Origin of the sequence: Streptacidiphilus sp. ASG 303 (genome assembly GCF_020991365.1) — a bacterium.
GTDB lineage: Bacteria > Actinomycetota > Actinomycetes > Streptomycetales > Streptomycetaceae > Peterkaempfera.
Map to the genome: position 1 here is coordinate 14,308 of NZ_JAJLRA010000023.1, position 23,578 is coordinate 37,885.

Below are 23,578 nucleotides of genomic sequence, written 5' to 3' on the forward strand. Positions count from 1 at the left end.
CACGCCCCTCCGCCCGCCGCACACCGGTTTGCCGTACGCCGGTCCGCCGTACGTCAGTCCGCCCGGCGCACCCGGTCCGTCGGCGCCGGCGTGATCACCGGGTGCGCCCGCAGGTAGTCCGCGAACACCTCGTGGTCCGTCCCGTTGCGCACCGGGTCCGTGTACCCGGCGAAGGCCGTGAACCCGTCCGCCCCCAGCACGGTGTACGCGAGCGCCGCCACCCGGTAGGTGCGGTCCGGCTCCAGCGGCCGGCCGTCGATCCGCACCCCCGCCGGGTCGACCCGGTCCCCGGGGGCCCGGTCGGGGTCGTACCGGCAGGAGACGTTCCGCGAGACGGCCAGCGGCGAGAACCGCACGCTCCCGTCCGGCCGCTCCTGCCACTGCTGCTCCAGCACCGCCTTCAGCCGGCGGCCGGTCAGCCCCACGGTGAGCACCGGGTTCCCGTACCCGTAGGCGTCCCAGGACTCGCCCAGCAGCACCCGCCCGTCCGCGTCCCCGGCCGTGGCGCCTGCCGCGTACGGGAGGTCGCCGCGCACCGCCGTCGAGCCCGTGGCCGGACGGGCCGCGACCAGCGCCAGGTCGGCCCGGCCGGCCCGGGTCCGGCCCGCCTCCCAGTACTGCACGTCGGCGAAGAGGTCCGCCGCGGTGGACTCGCCGTCCGCGTCCGGGGTCCGGGTGAAGGAGCCGGTCTGGCGGGCGAGCCGCTCCGAGCGGCGGGCCGCGCCGCGGGTGCGCCAGTGGTCGGCGATGCGGCGCACCGCCGGGTCCGGCGGCACGTCGCGGGTCACCGGGTGGTTGACGGCGGTGGTCCGGTCCCGCAGGACCTCCCCGGTGCGCGGGTCCAGCGCCAGGTCGACCTCGGAGATCAGGGCGCCGTGGTGGCCCGCCTCGACCACCGGGCGCGGGTGCCCGGCGGGGTCGGGCACGGTGCAGTCGAACGCCGTGTGCCAGTGACCGGTGGTGATCGCGTCGATGTCCGGCGACACCGCCCGCGCCACGTCGATCGCGGGCCCCCGGGCCGCCCCGCAGGCGTCGTACCCCGCCTCCGGGTCCCGGGGCGCGGCTCCGTCGTGCAGGTTGAGCACGATCGCCCGCACGCCCCTGCCCCTCAGCTCCGCCGCGTACCGGTCGGCGGTCCGCACCTCGTCCAGGGCCCGCAGGCCCGGCTGGAAGGAGGTGGAGCCGGCCGGCGTCTCCGGGAGGGTGATCCCGATGAAGCCGACCGGGATCCGCCTCCCGCCCGGAGCGGCGAACCACTCGACCCGGTACGGCGGCAGCACCGGCCGCCCGTCCGCGGCGCCGACGATGTTCGCCGACTGGAAGTCGAAGTCGGCGCCGTGGAACCGCCGCCCGGTGGAGTCGGTGAAGCAGCTGTCGCGGTCCGGGACGCCGAAGCAGCGCCCGTGCTCCATGTGGTCCACCAGGAAGCCCGGCGAGACGTCGAACTCGTGGTTGCCGGCCACCGAGAAGCGCACGCCCAGGCGGTTCAGCACCTCCACGGTCGGCTCGTCGCGGAAGGCGTCCACCTCGAACGGCCAGCCGGAGAAGCTGTCGCCCGAGGCGAAGGTGACGGTGTTGCGGTGCCCGGCCCGCAGCCGCCGCAGGTGGGTGGCGAGGTAGGCGGCGCCGCCCACGGTGACGGGCCTGCCGCCGGGACCGGTGACGGTGCCGCCCTCGGCGGGGCCGGGGGGCTGCAGGTGTCCGTGGAAGTCGGCGATGTCGAGCAGCTGCACGGTGACGGGGGCCGGGTCGGCGGCGGCCGCCGGAAGGGCGGCGGCGGCGCCGCAGAGCAGGGCTCCGGCGGCGGGCAGGACGGTCCGGCGCAGCAGGTTCCGCACGGGGCACCCTCTCGGTCGGCGGGACGCGGCGAGGCCGCTCCCCCTGCGCCGCCGCCCGGTGGAGCGGCGGTGGACACGCCGAGCACGGGTGCGGCCCGTGCCGTGACGGCTCCGGTCCCGGGCGGCCCGGCCCCGTCGCCGCCGGCGCCCGGCCCCGCCGGCACCGGCGGTCGCGCGGCGGCCCACGCTAACCGGAGGCCCCCGCCGCCCCCGGCCGCCGCGCCCCGCCGCGGCCGCACCTCCCCCGTACGGGTCAGCCGCCCGTACGGGCGTTCCCCCGCCCGTGCACCTCGCGGGCCGGGCCGGGCGCCTCCCCGGGGCCGCGGGTTCCCCCGGATGCAGGTCCCCCGGCCGGACCCCCCGTGCCCCGACCGGGCTTCCCCCGGTCGGCGGCTTGCCCGCACCGGCCGCCGCCTCATCCGGTCGGACGGTCCGGCGTGCCGCCGCGCCCCACTCGGCTTAGCGTTCGGGTGTAGGCATGGTTGGCGGCGCTCCGCCCGGCCGGGCCGACCGGAGCGCGGCCCGCGGCCGTGCCGCGGCACGACGCCCTGGAGGCAGGCAATGCACGAGATGCGAGCGGAACACGGTCCGGTGCGGTCCGGGGACGACCGGCCGGTCGACTACTGGCACGTCGTCGCGAGCGGCGCGGACGTCGCCCTCTGCGGTCTCGAGATCCACCGGGACTCCGCCGTCCAGCCCGTCCGGGACGACGGGGAGCCCGCCGCCGAGCGGTACTGCGAGACCTGCCTCGCCGAGTTCCGGCGGAAGGTCGTCCCTGTCAACCCTGCCGCCCCCGCGGCCTCCTGACGCCCGTACCCGGACGGCCGCCCGCCCCCCGAGGGGCGGGCGGCCCCGCTCCGTCCAGGCCCCGTCGCCGACGGCGCCCGCCGTGCGGCGCACCCCGCCCCGCCGCGGGCGCGCACTCGGTCACGTGCCGCCCTGCCCCCGGACAGGTGAAGCGTCCGCCGGCGGGGCTGTCGGGGGCCGGCGACAACGTCGGCGCGGCGGGTTCACGGGCTTCCGCGGGCCATGGGCCACCGGGGGTCCGGGGGGCTTCCCGGGCCCCGGAGCGCGGATGCGCAGGGTGCGTCCCGGCGAGCAGCGTTCCCCGGCTCCGGACTCCTGCGTCCACGCTTGACGGTCAGTCAGTTATTGGGCTTCCTGCGAGCCGTCCGGTCGTCGAGCTGCCGGAGTGTCACCAGGCTTGCCGGGGAAGCCTCGGGTCGGCAGGCGTGGGGGGCGCTCCCGCCGCGCCGCTCCGTGCGCCCCGCCTGACCGGACGCCCCCGATCCGGGACACCGGACCCGGGAAGGTGTGCCCGCCCGTGGCCTCTCCCCGCGCACGGCGACGGCCCTTCGGCTCGCTCGTGCCCGTGCTCCCCGCCGCGCTTGTCCCGCCGGCCGTCGTCCCCACGGGCGGCCCGGCCGCTGCACGGACGGATGCCGCCGTCGCCGCCGTGCACAGGGCGGCCGGGTCCGGCGGGATTGCGGCGTACGCGCTCACAGGGACCAGAAGAGAAGCGCAAGTCCCGCCGAAACGGCCCCCACGCATGCAAATCCCAGGAAAGTCCTGTCATGCGCCTTCTCCGGATCCTTTTTGCGGGTGTCCCACTCCGAAAAGGAAATGAAGACGGTGATCAGCGCGACCAGGCCGAAAAAGGCGCCGACGAACCAGAACAAGACCCGCATATCTCCTCCGGAACCCGGCCCCGGCGAAGAGGGTTCCTCCCCTCTCGCCTCTGCGGCGCCCCGAGGCTACCGGCGCCGCGCAACCGCAGCAAGAGCGGGATCACGGCATGTGATCGGCGGAGAGGCTGTTCTCCCTCTCCGGCAGCGGAGCCGAGGAGATATCCCGGCGCGCCGGTGGCACTGAGGTCATTGCATCGCGAGCCGGGATCGCGCACTGCATGGCCATGAATCCGAAGCAGTTCGAGCACGCCCTGGAGAACCTGCGCTGCACGTCGTCGAGCGCGACTCGCACGGGTTGCGAGCCGATCAACGATGACTCGACGGCCCACTTGGTCGCCGAAGCGCGGATCTCCGAGAGGTCGTCCCGTCCGGCATCCTACCGCCACACGGAGACGAGCGAATCGTGCCAGCCGTGCAGAGCGGTCAGCAGGTCCCGGAACAAGGGCTTCTTGTCGACCAGCCAGCGCACCCGCTCCTGGTGCATCCGCTCTTCGCGTTGAAGGCGTATCTGGGCACGCTGAGCGAGCCATGCGCCGGCGAAGCCCGTCACCGCGCCGACCTTCGTCCCGATGAGTCCGGCCAGGGTCGCATCCACAGGTGGTTCCTACCAGGCCCGACGGAATTGCGTCCGATGATTTCCACAAGCGCCCGGACGGCGTGACCCCGGCACACGGCACTGTGGTCCGTGAGAGGTGCCGGACTGCTCGGAAGGGCGGGCGGCGCCGTCCGCCGCCGGGGGGAGTCGGCGCGGTTGCTGTCCTTCGCCACCCCGACCACCCTGCCCTCGCCGGAGGTCGGGAAAGCCTCCCGGACCGGCCCGTTCTCCCTACGCCTTGGCGGACGGACCTGCTAACGCGCCACGCGGTAGCGGAGGTGGACCACTCTCGAGCTGAAGGTGCGGGTCTCGACGAGTTCGAGATCCACCCGGCGCTCGCGTCGGGGAAAGAACGGAATCCCGCCGCCCACCAGCACCGGGTAGACCATGGCCCGGTACTCGTCGATCAGACCCGACGCGGCCGCCTCGGCGGCGAGGGTCGCGCCGCCGATCGCGATGTCGCCCTCCCCCGGCTCGGCCCGCAACCGCTCGATCTCCTCCGCCACGCCTCCGGAGGCCAGGCGGGCGCGGCCCTGCACCGCCGACAGCGTGGTGGAGAAGACCACCTTCGGCAGCGGCTTCCAGAGCGCGGCCCACTCGAGCATGGAGTCCTCGAGCGACGGGTCCTGGTCGGCGGTCTCCCAGTACAGCATCGTCTCGTACAGCCGTCGTCCCAGCAGGTGGACGCCGACGTGTCGGATCTCGTCGATCCAGAAGCGGAAGACCTCCTCGTCGGGCGCCGCCCAGACGAAGTCGCCGTCCGGCCCGACGATGTAGCCGTCGAGCGAGACGCTCATCGAACAGGTCACGCTGCGCATGGGAGGTCCTCCTCGGTAACGGGTTCGACAGTACGACCGCCGGACGCCGCAGGACTCGTCGCGGCCCGCGGGATCCCCTGGGCCGAGTCACCCCGCCGGGCCATTTCGTTGAGGGGAACTCAAGGGCTGCGACGTGTGCCCGGCGCCCGCCCGGCAGCGGAAGGCCGCACCGCGCGACGGGAGGAGCAGGAAGGCAGGTGAAGCCGCGACGGGGGTTCGCAGGCACCCTGCACGGCCGCCGGCGGACGACGGCTCCGGGGCGCCCGGCCGGCTGGACCCCGTGCCGTGCGCCGTCCGGCCGGCATTCCGCGCGCCGGGGCCCACGGGGGCGCTCCGCCGTGGTCGCGGTGGAACCACGGGGATCTCTGCGGACCCTGCGCGGGCCCTTGCGCGGTGCGGTGCCCGCCGGGGCCTCAGAGCCGTTGGCGCAGGCCGGACAGCCTGTCGATCGCTTCGCGCAGCTTGTCCGTGCGCTTGCAGAAGGTGAAGCGCACCAGGCTCCGGCCGGCCTCGGTGTTGTCGTAGAAGACGACGTTGGGGATGGCGACGACGCCGCAGCGCCCGGGGAGGGAACGGCAGAACTCCAGGCCGTCCTTCTCGCCGAGCGGGCTGATGTCGGTGGTGATGAAGTAGGTGCCCTCCGGCTCGAAGACCCGGAAGCCCGCCGCCGCGAGCCCCCCGGCGAGCAGGTCGCGCTTGCGGAGCAGGTCGGCGCGGAGGGTGTCGAAGTAGCTGTCCGGGAGGCGGAGGGCCTCGGCGACGGCGTACTGGAACGGGCCGGCGCTGACGTAGGTGAGGTACTGCTTCGCGGTGCGGACGGCCGCGACCAGGGCCGGGCTCGCCGTCACCCAGCCGACCTTCCACCCCGTGAAGGAGAAGGTCTTGCCCGCCGAGGAGATCGAGACGGTCCGCTCGCGCATGCCGGGCAGCGCGGCGATCGGGTGGTGGCCGCCGGTGAACACGAGGTGTTCGTAGACCTCGTCGGTCACGACCAGCAGGTCGTGCTCGACGGCCAGCCCGGCGATGGCGGAGAGCTCCTCGGGGGTGAGGACCGTGCCGGTGGGGTTGTGCGGGCTGTTGAGCAGCAGCATCCGGGTCCGGGGGGTGATCAGGGACCGGAGCTCGTCCACGTCGGGGCGGAACGAGGGCGCCCGCAGGGTGAGCGGCACCCGCACGGCCCCCGCCATGGCGATGCAGGCGGTGTACGAGTCGTAGAACGGTTCGAGGGCGATCACCTCGTCGCCGGGCTCGAGCAGGGCGAGCAGGGCGGCGGCGATGGCCTCGGTCGCGCCGGCGGTGACCAGCACCTCGGTGTCCGGGTCGTACGAGAGGCCGTGGAAGCGCTTCTGGTGCTCGGCGACGGCGGTGCGCAGCTCGGGGATGCCGGGGCCGGGCGGGTACTGGTTGCCGCGGCCCTCCAGCACGGCGTCGGCGGCGGCCCGGGCGATCTCCGCCGGGCCGTCGGTGTCGGGGAAGCCCTGGCCGAGGTTGACGGACCCGGTGGCGGCGGCGAGGGCCGACATCTCCGCGAAGATCGTCGTGCCCAGTCCCTCCAGCCTGCGGTTCAGCAGCGGCCTCGCACCCATCAGCGGCTCCTCACGGCTCGTCGTCAGGGTCATCCTCCAGCGTCTGCCGTCGGGAGCCAAGGCCCGCCACGGGTGACCGGCGTCAGCGCGGGAGCGCCCTGAGGGCGGTGGCGAGGTCGCTGCCGGAGGAGTGCACCGCCATGAACTCCTGCTCGAGGAGGTGGCCCGGGTACCAGAGGCCGTCGGCCTCCACCACGGCGTGGTCACCGAAGGAGATCGCCCGGGTGGCGGGCAGCGGGAGGCCGTCCGCGGACCCGGGCGGTCAGCAGCCGCCAGTCCTGAGCGGTGCCCTCCAGGCGGGTCCGTCCGGGGCTGCCGAGGGGCCGAGGGGCCCGTCGGCCGGGCCTTCCGGCCGCGCGTCAGCCCTCCGCGGGCGGCGCGTCGAAACGGCGGCCGGGCGGCCTGCGGGTCAGGTCGTTCCACTCGGTGTCGGGCATCCCCGGCACGGTGCGGCCGCCGGCGCGCCACTGCTCGGCGAGGGAGGCGAAGAGCGGGGTGTCGCCCCAGGAGGGCGGGGGCGGGGCGGCGGAGCGGGGGCGGGTGGCTTCCGCAGGGGGCGGGAGCTGGCGGGGGATGCGCGTGGTCTCCACGGTCCGTACAACGACGGGTGCGGCCGGGGGTGACGCGGCTGTCCACCGTCGGGGGAGGGGGTGGCGGGCGGTCGTCGCGGGTGGCGGGGGCGGCTGCCGACAGGGACGGAGGAGAGGGGCGGGCGCGGGGCGGCGGCCCGGGTAGGCGGGCACGGGCCCGGGCGGATCGCGCGACGCTATTGGACGGACTGTCGACAGGCGGTAGGTTCCCCGCATGGACACCGCCCCCGCCGACCCGTCGCACCCCCGCCCCCGCCGCCGCACCGTCGTGTCGGGCGGCGTGCCGCTCGCCGTCACCGAGCAGGGCGACCCCGCCCGCCCCACCGTGCTGCTGGTGCACGGCTACCCGGACACCCACCGGGTGTGGGACGACGTGGCGGCCGACCTCGCCGCCGACCACCACGTGGTCCGGTACGACGTGCGCGGCGCGGGCGGGTCCGGCGCGCCCGCGACCCGCGGCGGCTACCGGCTGGAGCAGCTGGCCGCCGACCTCCGCGCGGTCGCCGACGCGGTGAGCCCGGACCGGCCGGTCCACCTGGCGGCCCACGACTGGGGCTCGATCCAGTCCTGGGAGGCCGTCACCGAGCCGGACGCCGGGCGGCGCATCGCCTCCTTCACCAGCCTCTCCGGGCCCTGCCTCGACCATGTGGGCCTCTGGTACCGGGAGCGGCTGGCCCGCCCCACGCCGCGCGGGCTGCGGCAGCTGCTCGTCCAGTCGGCGCACTCCTGGTACATCGCCGCCTTCCGCCTGCCGTGGATCGCCCCCGCCGTCTGGCGGCTCGGCCTGGCCCGCCGCTGGGGCCGGCTGCTGGCCGCCCTGGAGGGCGTGCAGCCCCGGCCCGGGCACCCGGCGCCGACGCTCGCCCGGGACGCGGTCCGCGGCATCGAGCTGTACCGGGCCAACTTCGGCCCCCGGATGCGCAGCCCGCGCCGGCGCACCACCGACGTCCCCGTGCAGGTGGTCACGCTCACCGGCGACCGGTACGTCCGCCCGGCGCTCTCCGAGGGCCTGGAGGGCCGGGTGCCGCGGCTGCGACGCCGCACCCTGCGGGCGGGCCACTGGTCGGCACTGCTGGTGCAGGGACCGGCCGTCGCCGCCCTGGTGCGGGAGTTCGCCGCCGCCCACGAGCCGCGCTGACCCGGGGAGCCCGCCGGGAGCGGCCCCGGAGGCGACCCCCGCACGCGCCGCCTCCGCACGCGCAGTCCCCGCACGCGCCGGAGCCGGGACCCGTGCGACGGGTCCCGGCTCCGGCACGTGCACGCCCTGCGGCGCTCAGCCCTTCGGCCAGGGCAGCTGCCCGGTCGCGTCCGACGGCGGGGCCGCCGACGCGGCCGCGCCCCACCCCTTCGCCGGGGAGCGGCCCAGCGTGAAGTCCAGCGTCCGCCCGCGCAGGTCGCCGAAGCGCAGCCACGGCGCGCCGTGCGCCCGCCCGCCCAGCCGCAGCCCCTGCACGTACGGCGCGTCCGCCGCCGCCCCGTGCCCGCGGACGGTGAACGGCGCGGCGCCCGGCTGCGACACCGTCGCCGACGGGAACGCCGGGCTGTTCAGCACCAGCAGGTCCGTCCCGGGGACGGCCGGGTAGAGGCCGAGCATCGACCACACGTACCAGGAGCTCATCGCGCCCAGGTCGTCGTTGCCGAACTGCCCGGCGGGGGAGTTGTTCCACAGCGCCTGCTGCACCGCGCGCACGGCCCGCTGGGCCTTCCACGGCTCGCCCGTCCAGTCGTACTGCCACGGGATGCCCATGCTGGGCTCGTTGTTGAGGTCGGCCCGGGTGGGGGAGGGCCTGCGGGGGTCCGCCAGCAGGCCGTCGAGGTAGCGGCTCCACGCCCTCGCGCCGCCGCGGCCCTCGATGAGCCGCCGCAGGTTGAACGCCACCATCGGCGTGTACTGCGCGGAGGTGCCCTCCACGAAGCCCCGGGTCGCCCCCGGGGTGAACCCGGACGCGAAGGCGCCTGAGGAGAGCCGGGGCCGCAGGTAGCCCGACGAGCGGTCGAAGAGGTTCGCCCAGTCCTGCGCCCGCCCGGCGAAGCGGGTGTAGGTCGCCCGGTCGCCCAGCGCGCGGGCGAGGGCGGCGACGGCGTAGTCCGCGTTGTCGTACTCCAGCTGCGTGGAGACCGTGCCGTAGAAGTGGCAGCAGCCCCAGTCCTTCCCGTCCACCGGCAGGTAACCGAGCCGGTCGCGGACCGCCTGGCCCGGCCGCGCCGGGTTGGGGCTCACCGCCTGGCGGACCATCACCTGCAGGGCGCGGTGGGCGTCGAAGCCGCGCGCGCCGAACGCATACGCCCCGGCGATGATCCCGTCCGCCGGGTCGCCGATCATCACCCAGCTCTCGCCGTTGTTCAGCGTCCACTTCGGCAGCGAGCCGGACTGCTCGTGGTCGCGGAGCATGGAGGAGACCATGTCGGAGGCGACCTGCGGGTCCACCAGCGCCATCAGCTGCGCCTGCGAGCGGTAGGTGTCCCAGCCGGAGAAGGTGGCGTACTGGGGGTGCCCGGCGGGCACGGTGTGCCGCCTGCCGTCCATGCCCGCGTAGCCGCCGTCGACGTCGCTGAAGACGTTGGGGTGCAGCAGCGCGTGGTAGAGCGCGGTGTAGAACCGCACCTGCTCGGCGCGGGTACCGCCGGCGACCCGGATCCGGCCGAGCACCCGGTTCCAGGCGGCGTGCGAGGCGCTCTCCAGGGCGCGCACGTCCTTGCCCGCGACCTCCTTGTCCAGGTTGCGCCGGGCGCCCTCCTGGCTGGTGTACGAGATGCCGATCCGGGCCGTGACGGTCCGTCCGGCCGCCGGGTCGAAGACCGCGTACGCGCCGTCCCCGCCCGAGACCTCCCGGCCGCCGGGGCCCTCCACGGCGTCGATGCGGTCCCCGCGCCAGGTGCCGCCGCCCGCCACCGGCCGGTCGAAGACGATCGCGAAGTGCAGGGTGTAGGTGTTCTCCGCCCGGCAGAAGTGGCCGCTCTCCACGGAGCCCACCACCTCCCGGTCGGAGACGAACCGCACCCGCGTGCCGTCCACGGGCGTGGCGCTGCCGCGCAGCTTCAGCAGCAGCCGGGCCTCCTTCCCCGCGGGGAAGGTGAACCGGGCGATCCCGGCCCGGGCGGCCGAGGACAGCTCGGTGCGGGTGCCGCTGTCGTCGGTGACGCCGTAGAAGCCCGTCCGGACGGTCTCCCGGGCGTGCGAGAAGCCCACCGTCGCCGAGCCGGGGTCCGCCGGCGGCGCCCCGGACACCGGCAGCAGCGGCAGGTCGCCGCCGGCCGGGCAGCCGGGGCCGCTGACGTGGGTGAGGCTGAAGCCGGAGAGCCGCTTCGCCGGGTAGGAGTAGCCGCCGCCGTAGGGGCGCTTTGGAGCGGTGTCGGGGCCGAGCTGCATCATGCCGAACGGCGTCACCGGTCCGGGGAAGGTGTGGACCACCCCGTCCGTGCCGATCAGCGGGTCCACCAGTGCGGCGGGGTCGGCCGCCGGGCCCGCCGCCAGGGCGTCCGCCCCGGGCACGGGGTACGCGGCCAGCAGCACCAAGGCCGCGGCCCCCGCTGCGACGGCCCGGCCGCCGCCGAGGAGCGAGGGGAGCAGGCGCCGCCCCCGGGGGGCGGACGACGGTGCAGCGGGCATGGGTGTGCCTCCCGTGACGCGACGGCCTTCCCGGCCGCGCACGGCGCGGCCCCGGGAACGGAGGCGCTCCTCGCACTCCTCGCGAGGAGGCTAGGTCGGCCCCGCCGCCGCACCCGCCCGGCGCGGCGGCGGCGGCCTGCGGCTCACCCGGACGGCGCAGGTCCGGGACGTGCGCGGCCTGGGCGGAGGCTCCGGACGGCCCGGTCACCGGTTGCGGGGCCGCCACCCCTGCGGATGACTGGGGAGGGGCGCCGCCGGTCCGTCCGCGCGGCGTCCGCCCCGGACCAAGGAGGTGCCGCGTGCCAGGAAGGCTCTGCGCCTGCTGCTCCGCGCCCCGTGCGCGCCGCCGGCGGAGGCGCGCCCGGCTCCGCACACGGGAGGTCCGCACGGCCCGGGCCCGCATACCGGGGGTCCGCCGTGGCCGCTGAACCCGCGCGGCCGGAGCCGGCCGACCCCTCGGTCCGCCCCGCCCCCTCGGGCCGGCCGGACCCGCCCGGTCCGCCCCGCCCCGCCACCCCGCCCGGCCTCACCCGCCGCCGCCTGGTCCGCGGCGCCGTCGCCGCCGCGGCCTCCGGCGGCCTGGCCGCGGCCCTCGACGCCTGCGCCGGGGAGGCCGCCCCGCCGGAGCCCGCCGCCCCCGTCCTGCGGCCGGACGGCGGCCCCGCGACCCCGGCCCGCGCCCCGGTCCGCCCCGGGACGCCGCCCGCCCCCGCCCCGCTGCCCCCCGGACTGCCGCCCGAGATCGTCCACGGCCCGCGCGACCGGCTCCTGGTGGCCCTCACCTTCCACGGCCAGGGCGACCCGGCCCTCGCCGGAGCCCTGCTCGCCGAGGCCGAGCGGGCCGGCGCCCGGGTCACCGTCCTCGCCGTGGGCACCTGGCTGGACGCGTACCCCCGGATGGCGCACCGCGTCCTGGACGGCGGCCACGAACTCGGCAACCACACCCAGCACCACGCGGACGTCTCCGCCATGGGCGCCGACGCCGTCCACGCCGAGATCGCCGCCTGCGCCGACCGGCTGCGGCGGCTGACCGGCAGCCCCGGCCGGTGGTTCCGCCCCTCCCGGGCCCGGCACGCGACCCCCCTGGTGCTCCGCCAGGCCCGCCGCGCTGGGTACGCGCACTGCCTCTCCTACGACCTCGACCCCCTCGACCACACCGACCCCGGGCCCGAGGCGGTGGCGCACGCCGTGCTGTCCGCCGTCCGCGGCGGCTCGGTGGTGAGCCTCCACCTGGGCCACCCCGGCACCGTCGCCGCCCTGCCCGCCGTCCTCGACGGCCTGCACCGACGCGGCCTGCGGGCCGTCACCACCACGGAGATGCTGACCCCATGAGCCCACGCCACGCCCCTTCCGCACGCCCCTCCCGGGGCCGCCTGCGGGCCGCCGCCGCGCTCCTGCTCTGCGCCGCCGCCGTGCCCGCCTGCTCCGCCGGGGGCGGCGGCCCCGCCGCCGACGCCGGACGCAGCCCGGCCGACCCCGCCGCCTCGGCCGCGGCGCACCCGGCCGCCGACCCCGCCCTGCTCCCCGGCATGCCCGCGCCCCTGGACGCGCACGACCTGTACGCGGCCGACCGCCCCGGCATGCTGTCGCCCGTCGTGAAGGGCTTCCCGTCCCGCGTCTACGTGCCCAACACGCTCTCCGACACGGTGAGCGTCATCGACCCGGCCACCTACCGGGTCACCGCCACCCTCAAGGTCGGGCACCAGCCCCAGCACGTCGTCCCCTCCTGGGACCTGAGGACGCTGTGGGTCAACAACGACCGGGGCAACAGCCTCACCCCGATCGACCCGGCCACCGGCCGCGCCGGCCGCCCGGTCGCGGTCCACGACCCCTACAACCTCTACTTCACGCCCGACGGCCGGCACGCCGTGGTCATGGCCTCCGCCGACCACGCCCTGGTCTTCCGCGACGCGCACACCATGCGGGTCGTCAAGTCCGTGCCCGTGCCGTGCGCCGGGGTCAACCACGCGGACTTCTCGCCCGACGGCCGGTGGTTCATCGTCTCCTGCGAGTTCTCCGGCGACCTGCTCAAGGTCGACACCGCCGGGATGCGGATCCTCGCGCGGCAGCGGCTGCCGATGCGGGGTGCCATGCCGCAGGACGTCAAGATCTCGCCCGACGGCCGCACCTGGTACGTCGCCGACATGACGGCGAACGGCGTCTGGGTGCTCGACGGCGCCGCCTTCACCCGCCCGCGCCTGCTGCACACCGGCCGCGGCGCCCACGGGCTGTACGTCAGCCGCGACTCGCGCCACCTGTACGTCACCAACCGCGGCGAGGGGTCCGTCTCGGTCCTCTCCTTCGCCACCGGGAGGGTCGAGAGGGTGTGGCGGCTTCCCGGCGGCGGCAGCCCCGACATGGGCGGCGTCTCCGCCGACGGGCGGGTGCTGTGGCTCTCGGGCCGGTACAACGCCGAGGTGTACGCCATCGACACCGCCAGCGGCCGCCTGCTCGCCCGGATCAAGGTGGGCGGCGGTCCGCACGGCCTGGCCGTGTACCCGCAGCCCGGGCGCTACTCGCTGGGCCACACCGGCGTCTTCCGCTGACGCTGCGTCAGGGAAACGGTGCGGCGGCGCCCTCCTCAGCGCCGCCGCACCGCGATCTCGCTCCACACCTGCTTGCCGCCGCCCATCGGCAGCGAGCCGAAGCGGTCCGACACGGCCTCGACCAGCAGCACGCCCCGGCCCCCCGTGGCCTCCCAGCCGATCCCGGCGGGCTTCACGGGCGAGCGCGGCGAGGAGTCCGTCACCGCGATCCGCAGCCGGTCCCCGGCGTAGCCGAGGTCCAGCCGCACCGGCCCCCGGGTGTGCACCAGCGCGTTGGTGACCAGCTCGGACACGACGAGCAGCGCCGCGTCCCGCTCCCCGCCCAGCCCCCACGCGGCCAGCGTGCGCGCGGTGAAGCGGCGGGCGTGCGAGACCGCCTCCGGCAGCCGCCACACCGCCCACCCGGCGCGCTGCGGCAGCGTCCCCATGCCGTCGTACCGCAGGACCAGCAGCGCCACGTCGTCGTCGCGCCGCACCGACCCGCCCAGCAGGGCGTCCGCCACCTGCTCCAGGTCCTCCGCGTCGACGTCGGACAGCGCCCGGCGCAGGTGCGCCAGCCCGTCGTCCAGGGTGAGGCTGCGCGACTCCACCAGGCCGTCCGTGGTGAGCACCAGCACCGTCCCCGGGGACAGCTCCAGCGGCGTGACGGGGTAGTGGGCGTCGCCGTCCACCCCCAGCGGCGGCCCGCCCTCGGCCGCGACCACCCGCGTCGTGCCCGACGGCGCGCGCAGCACCGGCGGGATGTGCCCCGCCCGCGCGCACCAGCCGGTGCCGTCCTCCATGTCGACCACCACGTAGCAGCAGGTGGCGAAGAGGTCGGTCCCCATGCCCACCAGCAGCCGGTTGGCGTGCGAGACCACGACGTCCGCCGGGTGGCCCTCCACGGCGTAGGCCCGGACCGCGGTCCGCATCTGGCCCATCAGCGTCGCCGCGCCCGCGTTGTGCCCCTGCACGTCGCCGATCACCAGCGCCACCCGGCCCTCGGTCAGCGGGATCACGTCGTACCAGTCGCCGCCCACCTCCAGGCCCGCCGTCCCCGGCAGGTAGCGGGCGACCGCGGTGCCGCCCTCCACCTGCGGCAGCCGGCGCGGCAGCAGGCTCCGCTGGAGCGTGCCGACCAGCTCGTGCTCCGCGTCCAGCACCCGGGCGCGCGCCAGGGCCTGGCCGGCCAGCGCGGCGGCGGCCGTCAGCAGCGCCCGCTCGTCGGCCCCGAAGTCGTGCGGCGCGTCCCACCCCACCAGGCAGGCGCCCACCACACGGCCCTCCGCCGGCAGCGGCAGCATCGCCAGGCCGCCCGGGCCGATCCCGGCCAGCGACTCCTCCAGCGGCGCCCCCTCGGGCCAGTACGAGGCGCGCCCCTCCCGCAGCGCGGCCTCCAGGGTGGGCAGCGCCCGCGCCGGCGCGTCCGGCCACTCCGTGCGCCACTCGGTGCGCCACACGCCCGGCCACGCCTCCGGCTCCGGCGGGTCGAGGATGGTGACCACCAGGCGGTCCGCCTCCACCTCGGCGAGCGCCACCCGGGACGCCCCCAGCGGGTGCCGCAGCGCGGCGACCACCGCCCGGCCGACCTCCCGCACCGTCACGGCCGTCGCCAGGGTGGCCGCCAGCCGCTGCACCAGCGCGATGTCGTCCACGCCGGGGCGCAGGTGGGACGCCTCGGCGACGGTGCCCAGGAGCTGTGTGGGCCGGCCCTCCCCGCCGGGGGCGAGCCGGCTGCGCATCCGCAGCCAGCTCAGCTCGCCGCTCCGGCGGCGGATGCGGAACTCCAGGTCGCGCCCGACCGCGCCGTCGCCGGGGTCCAGGACGGCCATCAGGCCCGGCAGGTCCTCCGGCACGGTCAGCGCCAGCAGCGTCTCCACCCGGCCGTCGAACTCCTCCGGCGTCAGGCCGAACAGCTCCAGCACCCGGGCGTCCGCGTCCAGCCGGCCCGTGGGCAGCGCCAGCCGGAACGCGCCGACGCCCGGCCCGCCGCGGCCCTCCCGGCCCGGGCGGCCGGCCGGGAGGAGGCCCGGGTCGGCCGCCATCCGCTCCGCGAAGCCCTCCACCACCCGCCGGTACCCGACAGCGAAGCCGTCCTCGCGCTCGTCCGCCACCAGCAGGCAGCCGCCCGCCCGCCCGTCGGCCCCGCCGCCCCCGCCCAGCGGGACCACGGCCAGCGACACCCCGCCCGACGGCGCCGCCTCGAACCCCGGGCCCCCCGTCTCCGCCGGGGTCAGCCACAGCGCCCGCCCCGAGCACAGCGCCACGGCCAGCGGCGACCGGCCGGACAGCGGGTACTCGCCCTCCACCCCGTACAGGGAGCGCGGCACCCCGGCCTCCTCCAGCAGGACCAGGCCGCCGTCGCCCCGCGCCGCGTACACCGCCGCCAGCGTGGCGCCGGTGGACACCAGCAACTGCTCGGCCAGGTCCCGCAGCGGCACCGCGGACCCCTCCCCGGCGTCCAGCAGCCGGGCGGCGAGACCGGCGCGCAGCGCCTCCGCCCCCCGTCTCTGCGCTCCCTCGCCGGCCACGGGGTCATTACACCGCCTCCGGGGCCCCGACGCAGCCGGATGGGCGGCATCCGCGGCGCCCGCACCTGCGGGGCGGCCGCTCCGGCAGGCGCCCAGGCGGCGTCCCGCACCGCCCCGCGCGGCGGGCCGCGGCGTGACGCGGCGGGGCGGGCCGGACGGCGCCCCGCCCCCGGCCCGCCCTGCCGTGCGGGTGAACCGGATGCGCCGGCGGCGCGTACACCTCTGTGAACGGTCCCCGAGCACGCGAGGAGGGTCCATGACCGTCATCCGGGCGACCGCCGGGCGCGTCCCCGCGCCGGGCGGCACCCCGGCGGGGCCGTCCGCCGGGCCCGCCGCGCCGCCGGACCCCTCCGGGGAGGCGTCCGCCGCGGACGCTCCCGCCGCGGGGCCGTCCGCCCTGCCGCGGTCCGCCGACGGGGCCCCCGTCCCCGGGCCGGGCCCCGAGGAGCCCGGCGTGCCCGGGGAGGGCCCCGAACGGGTGCCCGCCGCCGGGGACGGAGCCGCGGGGGCGGCCACGGACCCCGCCGCCCGCACGGCCGGGGAGGCGGCCGCGGCGACGCCCGCCCCCGCCGAGGAGCCCCCCGGGTCCGGGAGGCGCGCGGAGGAGGCCCCGGCCCCGACCCCCGTGCCCCCCGCCCCTGCCCCGGCCCCGACCCCCGTGCCCCCGGCCCCCCGCACCGCGACGGCACCGGCGGGGCCGGCCGCCGCCCCGGCCCCCGCCGAGGAGGACGCCGGCCCGGCGCGGCCGCGGCGCCTCCAGGTCCGGCTGCTGGCCGCCTCCGCCCTGTCGGCCGCCCTCGCCGTGGCGGCCTTCGCCGCCGGCGGCGGGCGGGCGGCCGGTCCCGCGGCGGCACGGGAGGCGCCCGTGCCCGCGGCCTCCGCCGCCCCCGCGGACCTGGTGGAACTGGCCGCCCGCTCCGGCTGCACCCTCCACCCGGCCACCGCCAACGCGGACTTCCGCCAGGGGGTGTGCACGGCGGCGGGCTGGCGGATCGTCCTGGTCACCTTCACCACCGCCGAGGGCCAGCAGGCGTGGAGGACCGAGGCGGAGAGCTACGGCCTGTACCTGGCGGGCCCCCGCTGGATGGTGGGCGGCGACCCGCAGCTGCTGGCCGCGCTGCGGCTGCGCCTCGGCGGCGTCGTCGAGGGCTCCACCGCCCACCTGGGCCACCACCCGGGCTGACGCCCGGCGCCCCGCCCCGCCGCGCGCCGCCCGTCTCCTCGCCGGCGGGCCGGGAGCGGCAGAGGATGGGGGAGGGGCGCACGGGCAGCGGGCGGCCCCGGCCGGAGAGGCACCGTCCCCGCGCTCCCGCGCCGCCCCGCGGGAGGAGCGATGGCCGGACGGAACCGGTACGCCGACCTGCTGCGCATCGGCGCGGTGGGCGCGGTGGTGCTGGGCCACTGGCTGCTGACCGACGTCACCTGGAGCGGCGGGCGGCTGTCCGGACGCAGCGCCCTCCCGTACGTCCCGTGGGGCGCCTGGGCGACGCTGGTGCTCCAGACCGTGCCGGTGCTCTTCGTCGTCGGCGGGTACGCCCACGCCGCCTCCTGGACCGCCCACCGCGGCCGGGGGGAGGGCTGGGCGTCCTGGGTCCGCGGCCGTGCCGTGCGGCTGCTGTGGCCGACGACGCTCTACGTCGCGACGGCCTCGGCCGCCGCCGCCTGCGCCGCGGCCGCCGGTGCGGACCCGGCCGCCCTGGCCCGGGCGGGCTGGTCCACCGCCCTGCACCTGTGGTTCCTCCCCGTCTACCTGCTGCTGGTCGTGCTGACCCCGCTCCTGCACGCCGCGCACCGGCGGTGGGGGGCCGCCGTGCCCGCCGCGGCGGCCGCCGGGGCCGTCGCGGTCGACGCCGCCGTGCTGGGCCCGCGCCTGCCGCTGGTCGGCTTCGCGAACTATCTGCTGGTCTGGGGGTCGATGCACCAGTGGGGGTTCGCCTGGCAGGACGGCACGCTGACCCACCCCCGCCGGCGCTGCGCGCTCCTGGCCGCCGGCGGCGCCGCGGCCCTGGCCGGGCTGCTGGCGTGGGGGCCGTTCCCGGTCGACATGGTCGGCGCGGGCGCGAGAACCGGCAACACCGCCCCGCCGTCGGTCGCGCTGCTGGCGTTCGCCGCGGCGCAGACCGGGCTGCTCCTCACGGCCGAGCCGGCGCTGTCCCGGCTGCTCGCCCGGCCCTCCGTGCGGCGGCGGGTCTCCCGCCTCGACCGGGCGGTGATGACGGTCTACCTGTGGCACATGGTGCCGGTGGTCGTCGTCGCCGTCGCGCTCTACCCCACCGGTGCCGTGCCCCAGCCGGGCGTCGGCTCGGCCCGGTGGTGGGCGCTGCGGGCGGCGTGGGTGGCGCTCCTGGCCGCCCTGCTGGTGCCGCTCACCGCCGCCGTCCTGCGGGTGCAGCGGCCGCTCGGCCGCCTGCCGGCGGGGGACGGGGCGGCCGGCGGGCGGGCGTCCGTGCTGCTGCTGTGCGGCCTCGGGGCCGTCGTGCCGGCCCTCGCGCGGTTCGCCGTCGCGGGGTTCGCCCCGGGCGGGCGGCCGCCCGTGCCGGTGCTGGCCGCGTACGCCTGCGGCTTCGCCGCGGTGCTCCTCTCCGGCAGGGCGCCGCCGCGGCGCCGGTCCGGACGCCGCGTGCCGGGGGCCGTACCGGCGGGCGGCCGCCCGCCGGGCCCGCCCCGGGCCCCCGACGCGCAACCGCCCGCCCCGGGCGGGCCGGAGGGGGAGCCGCCCGGTGTCAGGCCGGTCCGTCGGCGGGCGGCGGGAAGCCGCCGGTGGCGACCGGGCCCCACCGCTCGGGCGTGACCCGGATCAGGCACTTGCCCTGCCGCTGCATGGCCTCCCGGTACTCGTCCCAGTCCGGGTGCTCGCCCGCGATGGACCGGTAGTAGTCGACCAGGGGGTCCAGCGCCTCGGGCAGGTCCAGCACCTCGGCCGTCCCGTCCACCTGGACGTAGGGGCCGTCCCAGTCGTCGGAGATGACGCAGACCGAGACCCGGGGGTCGCGGCGCGCGTTGCGGGCCTTGGCCCGCTGCGGGTAGGTGGAGACCACGATCCGCCCCTCGCCGTCGACGCCGCAGGAGACCGGGGAGGTCTGCGGGCGGCCGTCGGCGCGCGTGGTGATCAGCAGCGCCCGGTGCCGGGGGCGGAGGAAGTCGAGGAGTCCGTCGAGGTCGGTGCGTCGCGCGGTGGCGAATCTCGGTGCCATACCGGCACGCTACCCCCGGACGCGCTGCGCCCGCCGGGGCGGAGGGCCCCGGCGGGCACGGCTGCCGTCGTCCCGGGCGTCGCCCGGGCACGACCCCTGATGACGGCCCGTCGGCCCGGCGCGGCCCGCCGGTCCCGTCCGTCGGTCCGGCCCGCCGGTCCCGTTCGTCAGTCCTGTGCGGCCGGACGCTCCGGCAGGCCGGTGCCGCCGAGCCGGGTCAGGTAGCCGGCGAGCGCCGGCACGTCGCCCTCCGTCCACTCGCCGCCGGTGAGGACGGAGGCGGCCAGCTGGCCGGCGGCCTTCTCCGCGTGCTGCAGGCGCTCGCGTCCGGCGTCGGTCAGCGCCGCGTACGCCACGCGGGCGTCGCGCGGGTCCGGCTCGCGCTCGACGAGGCCGATCCGCTCCAGTGGGCCCAGCGAGCGGGTGACGCCGGAGGCGGTCAGGCCGAGCGCCGCGGCGAGGTCCACCCGACGCATCCGGCCGCCGGGGGCGCCGCCCAGCTGCTGCAGCAGTTGGAAGTCGGCGAAGCTCAGGCCGTGCAGCCGGCCGAGCTGGTGGTCGAACCGCTTGACCAGCAGCGCCTGCGCCCGGGCGAGCCGCAGGCAGGCGTCCAGGTACTCGTTCATCACTACCTCCTTGAGTGCTCAAGCATGTCACAACAATTGAGCACTCAAGGATATTTTCGGCAGCCCCCATACTGGACGCCATGGATCCGCTCCCCGCCCCGGCCGCCGCGCCCGGTCCGGACGCCCCGTCCGGCCCGCCCCCGCCGGCGGCCCCGCACGCCCTCGCCACCGAGCGGCTGGTACTGCACGAGGTGCTCCCCGCCGAGGCCGCCGAACTGGTCGCCGGGCGCACCTGCGGCCGCGAGTGGCTGGGCGGCACCCCGGGCGCGGGCACCCGTGAGGCCGCCGGCCTGCTCACCCTCGCCGCCGAGGCGGGCTGCCACGCCCCCCGCTGGGCCCTCTACCGGATCACCCGCCGCCACGACGGCGTCTCGGTCGGCGGCATCGGCTTCCACGGCCCGCCCGCCGACGGCGGCGCCGAGATCGGCTTCGACCTCGCCCCGGGGGCCCGCGGCCGGGGCTACGCCACCGAGGCGCTGCGCGCCCTGGGCGCATGGGCGCTGGACCAGCCCGGCGTCCACCGCGTCACGGCCACCGCGGCCCGGGCCAACCGGCCCTCGCAGCGGGTCATGGACCGGGCGGGCTTCACCCGGACCGCCGACGTCGACGGCATGCACGCCTACGAGCTCACCGGCGTACCGGACCGGCCCTGATCCGGACCGGCCCTGATCCGGGCCGGTCCTGGTCCGGACCGGCGCCGAGCCGGGCCCCGCGCGGGGCGGGTGCGGGGGTGGAGCACCCTGCGGTCCGCCGTGGGTGGGAGCGCTCCCGTACCCGCCGCGGAAGCGGGCGTGCCCCTCGGGGCGGAAACACCCCCGATGCCTTGACGCGGCCGCGACACCGATGGCTTCATGTCTTCCACACGACCACCCCATCCACGTGCGCGAAACGGGTGCGGGGCCCGCCCCCGGGCCTGCGCCTCCCGAGCCGTCGGCGGTGCCGACGGCCCGCATCCTGGGAGCGCTCCCACCTCTCGCATGCCCTCCGCCGGACGAAAGGCCCCCGCCCGTGCCTCCCGTCACCCCTGCCCGGCCTCCCGTGCGCCGCCGCGCGGCCGCCCCGCTCCCCGGAGCCCTGCCGCTCGCCGCTGCCGCCGCCGGGACCCCCGCCGCAGCCGCCCCCGCCGCGACCACCGACGCCCGGAACGCCGTCGTGAGCCAGTCCGGCACGGACGTCACCGCGAAGGGCGCGGGCTGGAACGGCCGGATCGCCCCCGGCGCCACGGCGGGCCCCGGCTTCCGGGCGTCCTTCTCGGGCGGCGGCACCGCACCCGGCTCCTTCACCCTGAACGGCGTGCCCTGCGCCTGACCGGCGGGCGGGGCGCCGGCCGCACCCGGCGCCCCGCCGCACCATCCCCGCCGCACTCCCGCACCCTGTGCCCTCGCGCCCCCGTACTCCCGTACCCGCCCCCGGCACCACCCGTCCGGCGCCCGCCGCCCCACCCCACCGGGCCCCGCCCAGGGCCCCGGAGGACAGCCCCATGAGCCCGCGCCCCACCGCCCCCCGCCTCGCCCCGCACCCCCCGGACGGCGCCCGCAACACCGCCCGCCGCACCGTCCGCCACGCCGTCCTGGCGGCGGCCGCCGCCGGCCTCCTCGCCGCCGCGGCCCTGCTGCCGTCCCCGGCCCGTGCCGCCGCCTCCGGCTGCACGGTCGCCTACACCGTCGACCGGTGGTCCGGCGGCTACACCGCGCAGGTCAGGGTCGCCAACCTCGGCCCCGCCCTCGACGGCTGGAGGCTGACCTGGACCCACGGCGCCGGGGAGCGCGTCACCAACGCCTGGAACGCCTCCGTCGTCCAGTCGGGCAGGACCGTCACCGCCACAGCCCCCGCCCGCAACGCCTCCCTGCCCGCCGGCGGCAGCGCCGGCTTCGGCCTCCAGGGCACCTGGTCCACCGCGGGCCCCCCGCCCGCCGGCTTCGCCCTCGACGGCGTGCGCTGCAGCGGCGCCGCCGACCCGGCCCCCGCGCCCAGCGGCACCGGCGGCGCCACCGCCGTGCGCCCGCCCACCCCCGCCGGCGACCCGGCCACCCCGGTCCCCGAGCCCGGGTGCGGAACCGCCGTCGTGTGCTCCGGCTTCGAGGACCAGTCCGGCCCCGTCCCCGGCGGCGACTGGCAGGTCGTCACCCCCGACTGCCAGGGCTCCGGCACCGTCTCGATCGACGCCTCGACCGCCCACGGGGGCACCCGCTCCCTGCGCGTCGACGGCCGCGCGGGGTACTGCAACCACGTCTTCGCGGGCACCACCCGCGACGTCTCGGCGGTGGGCCCGGTCCTCCACGCGCGGCTGTGGGTCCGGCACACCACCGCGCTGCCCGTCTCCCGGGTCACCGCGATCACCCTGTCCGACGCGTCCGCCGGCGGCCGGGACCTGCGGATCGGCGGCCGGAACGGCGCCCTGCAGTGGAGCCGCGAGTCCGACGACGCCACCCTGCCCGAGCAGGGCCGGGCCGGTACCGCCCCGTCCCGCCCGCTGCCCACCGGCCGCTGGGTCTGCCTGCGCTTCGCGATCGACACCCTCCGGCAGACCGCCCGCACCTGGGTGGACGACGCCGAGGTCCCCGGACTGCGCGTGGACGGCACGTCCGCCCCGGGCGCCGGCGGCGGGTGGCTGCGCCGTGGCGTGCCGCCCCGGCCCGTGACCTTCCGCCTCGGCTGGGAGAGCTACGGCGGCGGCGACGACACCCTCTGGTTCGACGACGTGGCGGTCGGCCCCCAGCCCCTGGGCTGCTGACCTCCCGGCGGTCTCCCGGCGGTCTCCCGGCGGTCTCCCGGCGGCCTCCCGTGATCCCTGACCGGCCTCGACCGGCCCCGACCGGCCCCGACCGGCCCCGGGTCGGCCGCCCCGGTCCCGGGGGCGCGGGGCGCGGCGGCGGGGCGGTCGGTGACATCGGCGCGCCGGGCGCGCAGGATGGCCCCCGGAAACGGACGACCACCGACTGAGGGAAGCACCTGTGGCCGACACAACCTCCGTAGCAGTCCTCGGCACCGGCATCATGGGCGCGGCGATGGCCCGCAACCTGGCGCGCGCCGGGCTCGACGTGCGGGTGTGGAACCGCACCCGCGCCAAGGCGCAGCCGCTCGCCGCCGACGGCGCCCGGGTCGCCGACACCCCCGCCGAGGCGGTGCACGGGGCCGACGTGGTGCTCACCATGCTCCACGACGGCCCGGCCGTCCTGCAGGCCATGGGCCAGGCGGCGCCCGCCCTGCGCCCGGGCGCCGTCTGGGCGCAGTGCTCCACGGCGGGGCTGGAGGCCCAGCCGGTCCTGGCGGCCTTCGCCGCCGACCACGGCCTGCTGTACGTCGACGCGCCCGTCCTCGGCACCCGGCAGCCCGCCGAGAGCGGGCAGCTGCTCGTGCTCGCCGCCGGGCCCGCCGAGGCCCGGCCGGTCCTCGCGCCCGTCCTCGAGGCGGTCGGCAGCCGCACCGCCTGGGTCGGCGAGGACGGCGCGTCCGGTGCCGCCACCCGCCTGAAGCTGGTCTGCAACAGCTGGGTGCTGGCGGTCACCCACGGCACCGCGGAGGCGCTCGCCCTCGCCCACGCGCTCGGCGTGGACCCGCAGGCCTTCCTCGACGCCGTCGCGGGCGGCCCGCTCGACATGGGGTACCTGCGGGCCAAGGCCGCCGCCGTGCTGTCCGGCGACTACAGCCCGAACTTCACGGTCGCCACCGCGGAGAAGGACGCCCGGCTCATCGTCGAGGCGGGCCGGCAGGCGGGGGTGGCGATGGACGTCGCCGCGGCGGGCGCGGAGCGCTTCCGGCGCGCCGCCGCCCAGGGTCACGCCGACGAGGACATGGCCGCCTCCTACTTCGCCTCCTTCGCGGGCTGACGGCGCCGCCTCCTCCCCGGCGGCGGGCGCCGTCGGCCCGCCCGCTGCCGGACCCCGGGGGCACCCGCCGCATCGCCGCTGACGAGACGTCATGTCAGCAGCGTGCACGTGCTGCTGCACGGTCTAGGCAGCGCCCCCGGGGTCCGG

The 23,578-nt window shown here is 78.0% G+C and carries 20 protein-coding genes; 10 read left to right on the forward strand and 10 right to left on the reverse strand.

From position 1 onward, the window contains the following. Positions 1 to 53: 53 nt before the first annotated feature. Positions 54 to 1,838 carry a bifunctional UDP-sugar hydrolase/5'-nucleotidase gene (locus LO771_RS23010; protein ID WP_230745828.1) on the reverse strand — a complete coding sequence of 595 codons (1,785 nt, stop codon included), beginning with the start codon at positions 1,836 to 1,838 and terminating at the stop codon, positions 54 to 56. A 561-nt stretch (positions 1,839 to 2,399) separates the two neighbouring features. Between LO771_RS23010 and LO771_RS23015 the strand changes: the two genes are divergently transcribed. Further along, positions 2,400 to 2,645: a hypothetical protein gene (locus LO771_RS23015; RefSeq protein WP_230745830.1), complete on the forward strand. Its 246-nt coding sequence runs from the start codon at positions 2,400 to 2,402 to the stop codon at positions 2,643 to 2,645. A 692-nt stretch (positions 2,646 to 3,337) separates the two neighbouring features. Here LO771_RS23015 and LO771_RS23020 read toward each other — a convergent pair. The 5 genes from LO771_RS23020 to LO771_RS23040 all read right to left on the reverse strand — a co-directional run bounded on the left by LO771_RS23020 (position 3,338) and on the right by LO771_RS23040 (position 7,115). Next, positions 3,338 to 3,517 (reverse strand): hypothetical protein, encoded by a 180-nt coding sequence (locus LO771_RS23020; protein ID WP_230745833.1) that lies wholly within the window; start codon positions 3,515 to 3,517, stop codon positions 3,338 to 3,340. A 385-nt stretch (positions 3,518 to 3,902) separates the two neighbouring features. Beyond that, on the reverse strand, positions 3,903 to 4,121 hold the full coding sequence (locus LO771_RS23025; RefSeq protein ID WP_230745835.1) for a hypothetical protein: 219 nt from the start codon (positions 4,119 to 4,121) through the stop codon (positions 3,903 to 3,905). A 254-nt stretch (positions 4,122 to 4,375) separates the two neighbouring features. After that, positions 4,376 to 4,939 (reverse strand): dihydrofolate reductase family protein, encoded by a 564-nt coding sequence (locus LO771_RS23030; RefSeq protein ID WP_230745838.1) that lies wholly within the window; start codon positions 4,937 to 4,939, stop codon positions 4,376 to 4,378. Positions 4,940 to 5,352: 413 nt separating this feature from the next. Continuing rightward, the gene (locus tag LO771_RS23035) at positions 5,353 to 6,525 is read right to left on the reverse strand and encodes a pyridoxal phosphate-dependent aminotransferase (RefSeq protein ID WP_230746085.1); all 1,173 of its coding nucleotides are present in this window, start codon (positions 6,523 to 6,525) and stop codon (positions 5,353 to 5,355) included. Positions 6,526 to 6,884: 359 nt separating this feature from the next. After that, positions 6,885 to 7,115, reverse strand: a complete 231-nt coding sequence (locus LO771_RS23040) for a hypothetical protein (protein ID WP_230745840.1) — start codon at positions 7,113 to 7,115, stop codon at positions 6,885 to 6,887. Between the two features lie 214 nt (positions 7,116 to 7,329). Between LO771_RS23040 and LO771_RS23045 the strand changes: the two genes are divergently transcribed. Continuing rightward, positions 7,330 to 8,253 (forward strand): alpha/beta fold hydrolase, encoded by a 924-nt coding sequence (locus tag LO771_RS23045; RefSeq protein ID WP_230745843.1) that lies wholly within the window; start codon positions 7,330 to 7,332, stop codon positions 8,251 to 8,253. 135 nt (positions 8,254 to 8,388) lie between these two features. Here LO771_RS23045 and LO771_RS23050 read toward each other — a convergent pair whose 3' ends face one another. Beyond that, on the reverse strand, positions 8,389 to 10,725 hold the full coding sequence (locus tag LO771_RS23050; protein ID WP_230745845.1) for a GH92 family glycosyl hydrolase: 2,337 nt from the start codon (positions 10,723 to 10,725) through the stop codon (positions 8,389 to 8,391). Positions 10,726 to 11,265: 540 nt separating this feature from the next. Here LO771_RS23050 and LO771_RS23055 point away from each other — a divergent pair. After that, positions 11,266 to 12,057 carry a polysaccharide deacetylase family protein gene (locus LO771_RS23055; protein ID WP_230746093.1) on the forward strand — a complete coding sequence of 264 codons (792 nt, stop codon included), beginning with the start codon at positions 11,266 to 11,268 and terminating at the stop codon, positions 12,055 to 12,057. Beyond that, entirely contained in the window at positions 12,054 to 13,271 is a 1,218-nt protein-coding gene (locus tag LO771_RS23060; RefSeq protein ID WP_230745847.1) for a beta-propeller fold lactonase family protein, read from the forward strand. Before LO771_RS23055 ends, LO771_RS23060 begins: the two co-directional genes overlap by 4 nt. Before the next feature lie 35 nt (positions 13,272 to 13,306). Here the strand turns inward: LO771_RS23060 and LO771_RS23065 are convergent, their stop codons facing one another. Then, positions 13,307 to 15,781 carry a SpoIIE family protein phosphatase gene (locus tag LO771_RS23065; protein ID WP_230745850.1) on the reverse strand — a complete coding sequence of 825 codons (2,475 nt, stop codon included), beginning with the start codon at positions 15,779 to 15,781 and terminating at the stop codon, positions 13,307 to 13,309. 256 nt (positions 15,782 to 16,037) lie between these two features. Between LO771_RS23065 and LO771_RS23070 the strand changes: the two genes are divergently transcribed. Next, positions 16,038 to 16,964 carry a hypothetical protein gene (locus LO771_RS23070; protein ID WP_230745852.1) on the forward strand — a complete coding sequence of 309 codons (927 nt, stop codon included), beginning with the start codon at positions 16,038 to 16,040 and terminating at the stop codon, positions 16,962 to 16,964. A gap of 150 nt (positions 16,965 to 17,114) precedes the next feature. Further along, positions 17,115 to 18,572 (forward strand): acyltransferase family protein, encoded by a 1,458-nt coding sequence (locus LO771_RS23075; RefSeq protein WP_230745854.1) that lies wholly within the window; start codon positions 17,115 to 17,117, stop codon positions 18,570 to 18,572. Here the strand turns inward: LO771_RS23075 and LO771_RS23080 are convergent. Beyond that, a complete protein-coding gene (locus LO771_RS23080; protein ID WP_230745856.1) occupies positions 18,505 to 18,975 on the reverse strand; it encodes a PPOX class F420-dependent oxidoreductase in 471 nt (156 codons plus the stop codon). The genes LO771_RS23075 and LO771_RS23080 overlap by 68 nt on opposite strands. Before the next feature lie 167 nt (positions 18,976 to 19,142). Continuing rightward, the gene (locus tag LO771_RS23085; protein WP_230745859.1) at positions 19,143 to 19,601 is read right to left on the reverse strand and encodes a MarR family winged helix-turn-helix transcriptional regulator; all 459 of its coding nucleotides are present in this window, start codon (positions 19,599 to 19,601) and stop codon (positions 19,143 to 19,145) included. 80 nt (positions 19,602 to 19,681) lie between these two features. On the opposite strand from LO771_RS23085, the gene LO771_RS23090 reads away from it, so the two are divergent. The 4 genes from LO771_RS23090 to LO771_RS23105 all read left to right on the forward strand — a co-directional run bounded on the left by LO771_RS23090 (position 19,682) and on the right by LO771_RS23105 (position 23,431). Further along, a complete protein-coding gene (locus LO771_RS23090; protein WP_230745861.1) occupies positions 19,682 to 20,254 on the forward strand; it encodes a GNAT family N-acetyltransferase in 573 nt (190 codons plus the stop codon). Between the two features lie 385 nt (positions 20,255 to 20,639). Continuing rightward, the gene (locus tag LO771_RS31435; RefSeq protein WP_308188982.1) at positions 20,640 to 20,909 is read left to right on the forward strand and encodes a cellulose binding domain-containing protein; all 270 of its coding nucleotides are present in this window, start codon (positions 20,640 to 20,642) and stop codon (positions 20,907 to 20,909) included. Between the two features lie 172 nt (positions 20,910 to 21,081). Next, the gene (locus tag LO771_RS23100) at positions 21,082 to 22,335 is read left to right on the forward strand and encodes a cellulose binding domain-containing protein (RefSeq protein ID WP_230745865.1); all 1,254 of its coding nucleotides are present in this window, start codon (positions 21,082 to 21,084) and stop codon (positions 22,333 to 22,335) included. 220 nt (positions 22,336 to 22,555) lie between these two features. After that, positions 22,556 to 23,431 carry an NAD(P)-dependent oxidoreductase gene (locus LO771_RS23105; RefSeq protein WP_230745874.1) on the forward strand — a complete coding sequence of 292 codons (876 nt, stop codon included), beginning with the start codon at positions 22,556 to 22,558 and terminating at the stop codon, positions 23,429 to 23,431. The last annotated feature ends 147 nt before the right edge of the window (positions 23,432 to 23,578 follow it).

Bases quoted from the DNA above. Each gene is read 5' to 3' on its own strand.
- LO771_RS23015 (WP_230745830.1), top strand. From the start codon at position 2,400: ATGCACGAGATGCGAGCGGAACACGGTCCGGTGCGGTCCGGGGACGAC.
- LO771_RS23030 (WP_230745838.1), bottom strand. From the start codon at position 4,939: ATGCGCAGCGTGACCTGTTCGATGAGCGTCTCGCTCGACGGCTACATC.
- LO771_RS23035 (WP_230746085.1), bottom strand. From the start codon at position 6,525: ATGGGTGCGAGGCCGCTGCTGAACCGCAGGCTGGAGGGACTGGGCACG.
- LO771_RS23045 (WP_230745843.1), top strand. From the start codon at position 7,330: ATGGACACCGCCCCCGCCGACCCGTCGCACCCCCGCCCCCGCCGCCGC.
- LO771_RS23050 (WP_230745845.1), bottom strand. From the start codon at position 10,725: ATGCCCGCTGCACCGTCGTCCGCCCCCCGGGGGCGGCGCCTGCTCCCC.
- LO771_RS23060 (WP_230745847.1), top strand. From the start codon at position 12,054: ATGAGCCCACGCCACGCCCCTTCCGCACGCCCCTCCCGGGGCCGCCTG.
- LO771_RS23070 (WP_230745852.1), top strand. From the start codon at position 16,038: ATGACCGTCATCCGGGCGACCGCCGGGCGCGTCCCCGCGCCGGGCGGC.
- LO771_RS23075 (WP_230745854.1), top strand. From the start codon at position 17,115: ATGGCCGGACGGAACCGGTACGCCGACCTGCTGCGCATCGGCGCGGTG.
- LO771_RS23080 (WP_230745856.1), bottom strand. From the start codon at position 18,975: ATGGCACCGAGATTCGCCACCGCGCGACGCACCGACCTCGACGGACTC.
- LO771_RS23085 (WP_230745859.1), bottom strand. From the start codon at position 19,601: ATGAACGAGTACCTGGACGCCTGCCTGCGGCTCGCCCGGGCGCAGGCG.
- LO771_RS23090 (WP_230745861.1), top strand. From the start codon at position 19,682: ATGGATCCGCTCCCCGCCCCGGCCGCCGCGCCCGGTCCGGACGCCCCG.
- LO771_RS23100 (WP_230745865.1), top strand. From the start codon at position 21,082: ATGAGCCCGCGCCCCACCGCCCCCCGCCTCGCCCCGCACCCCCCGGAC.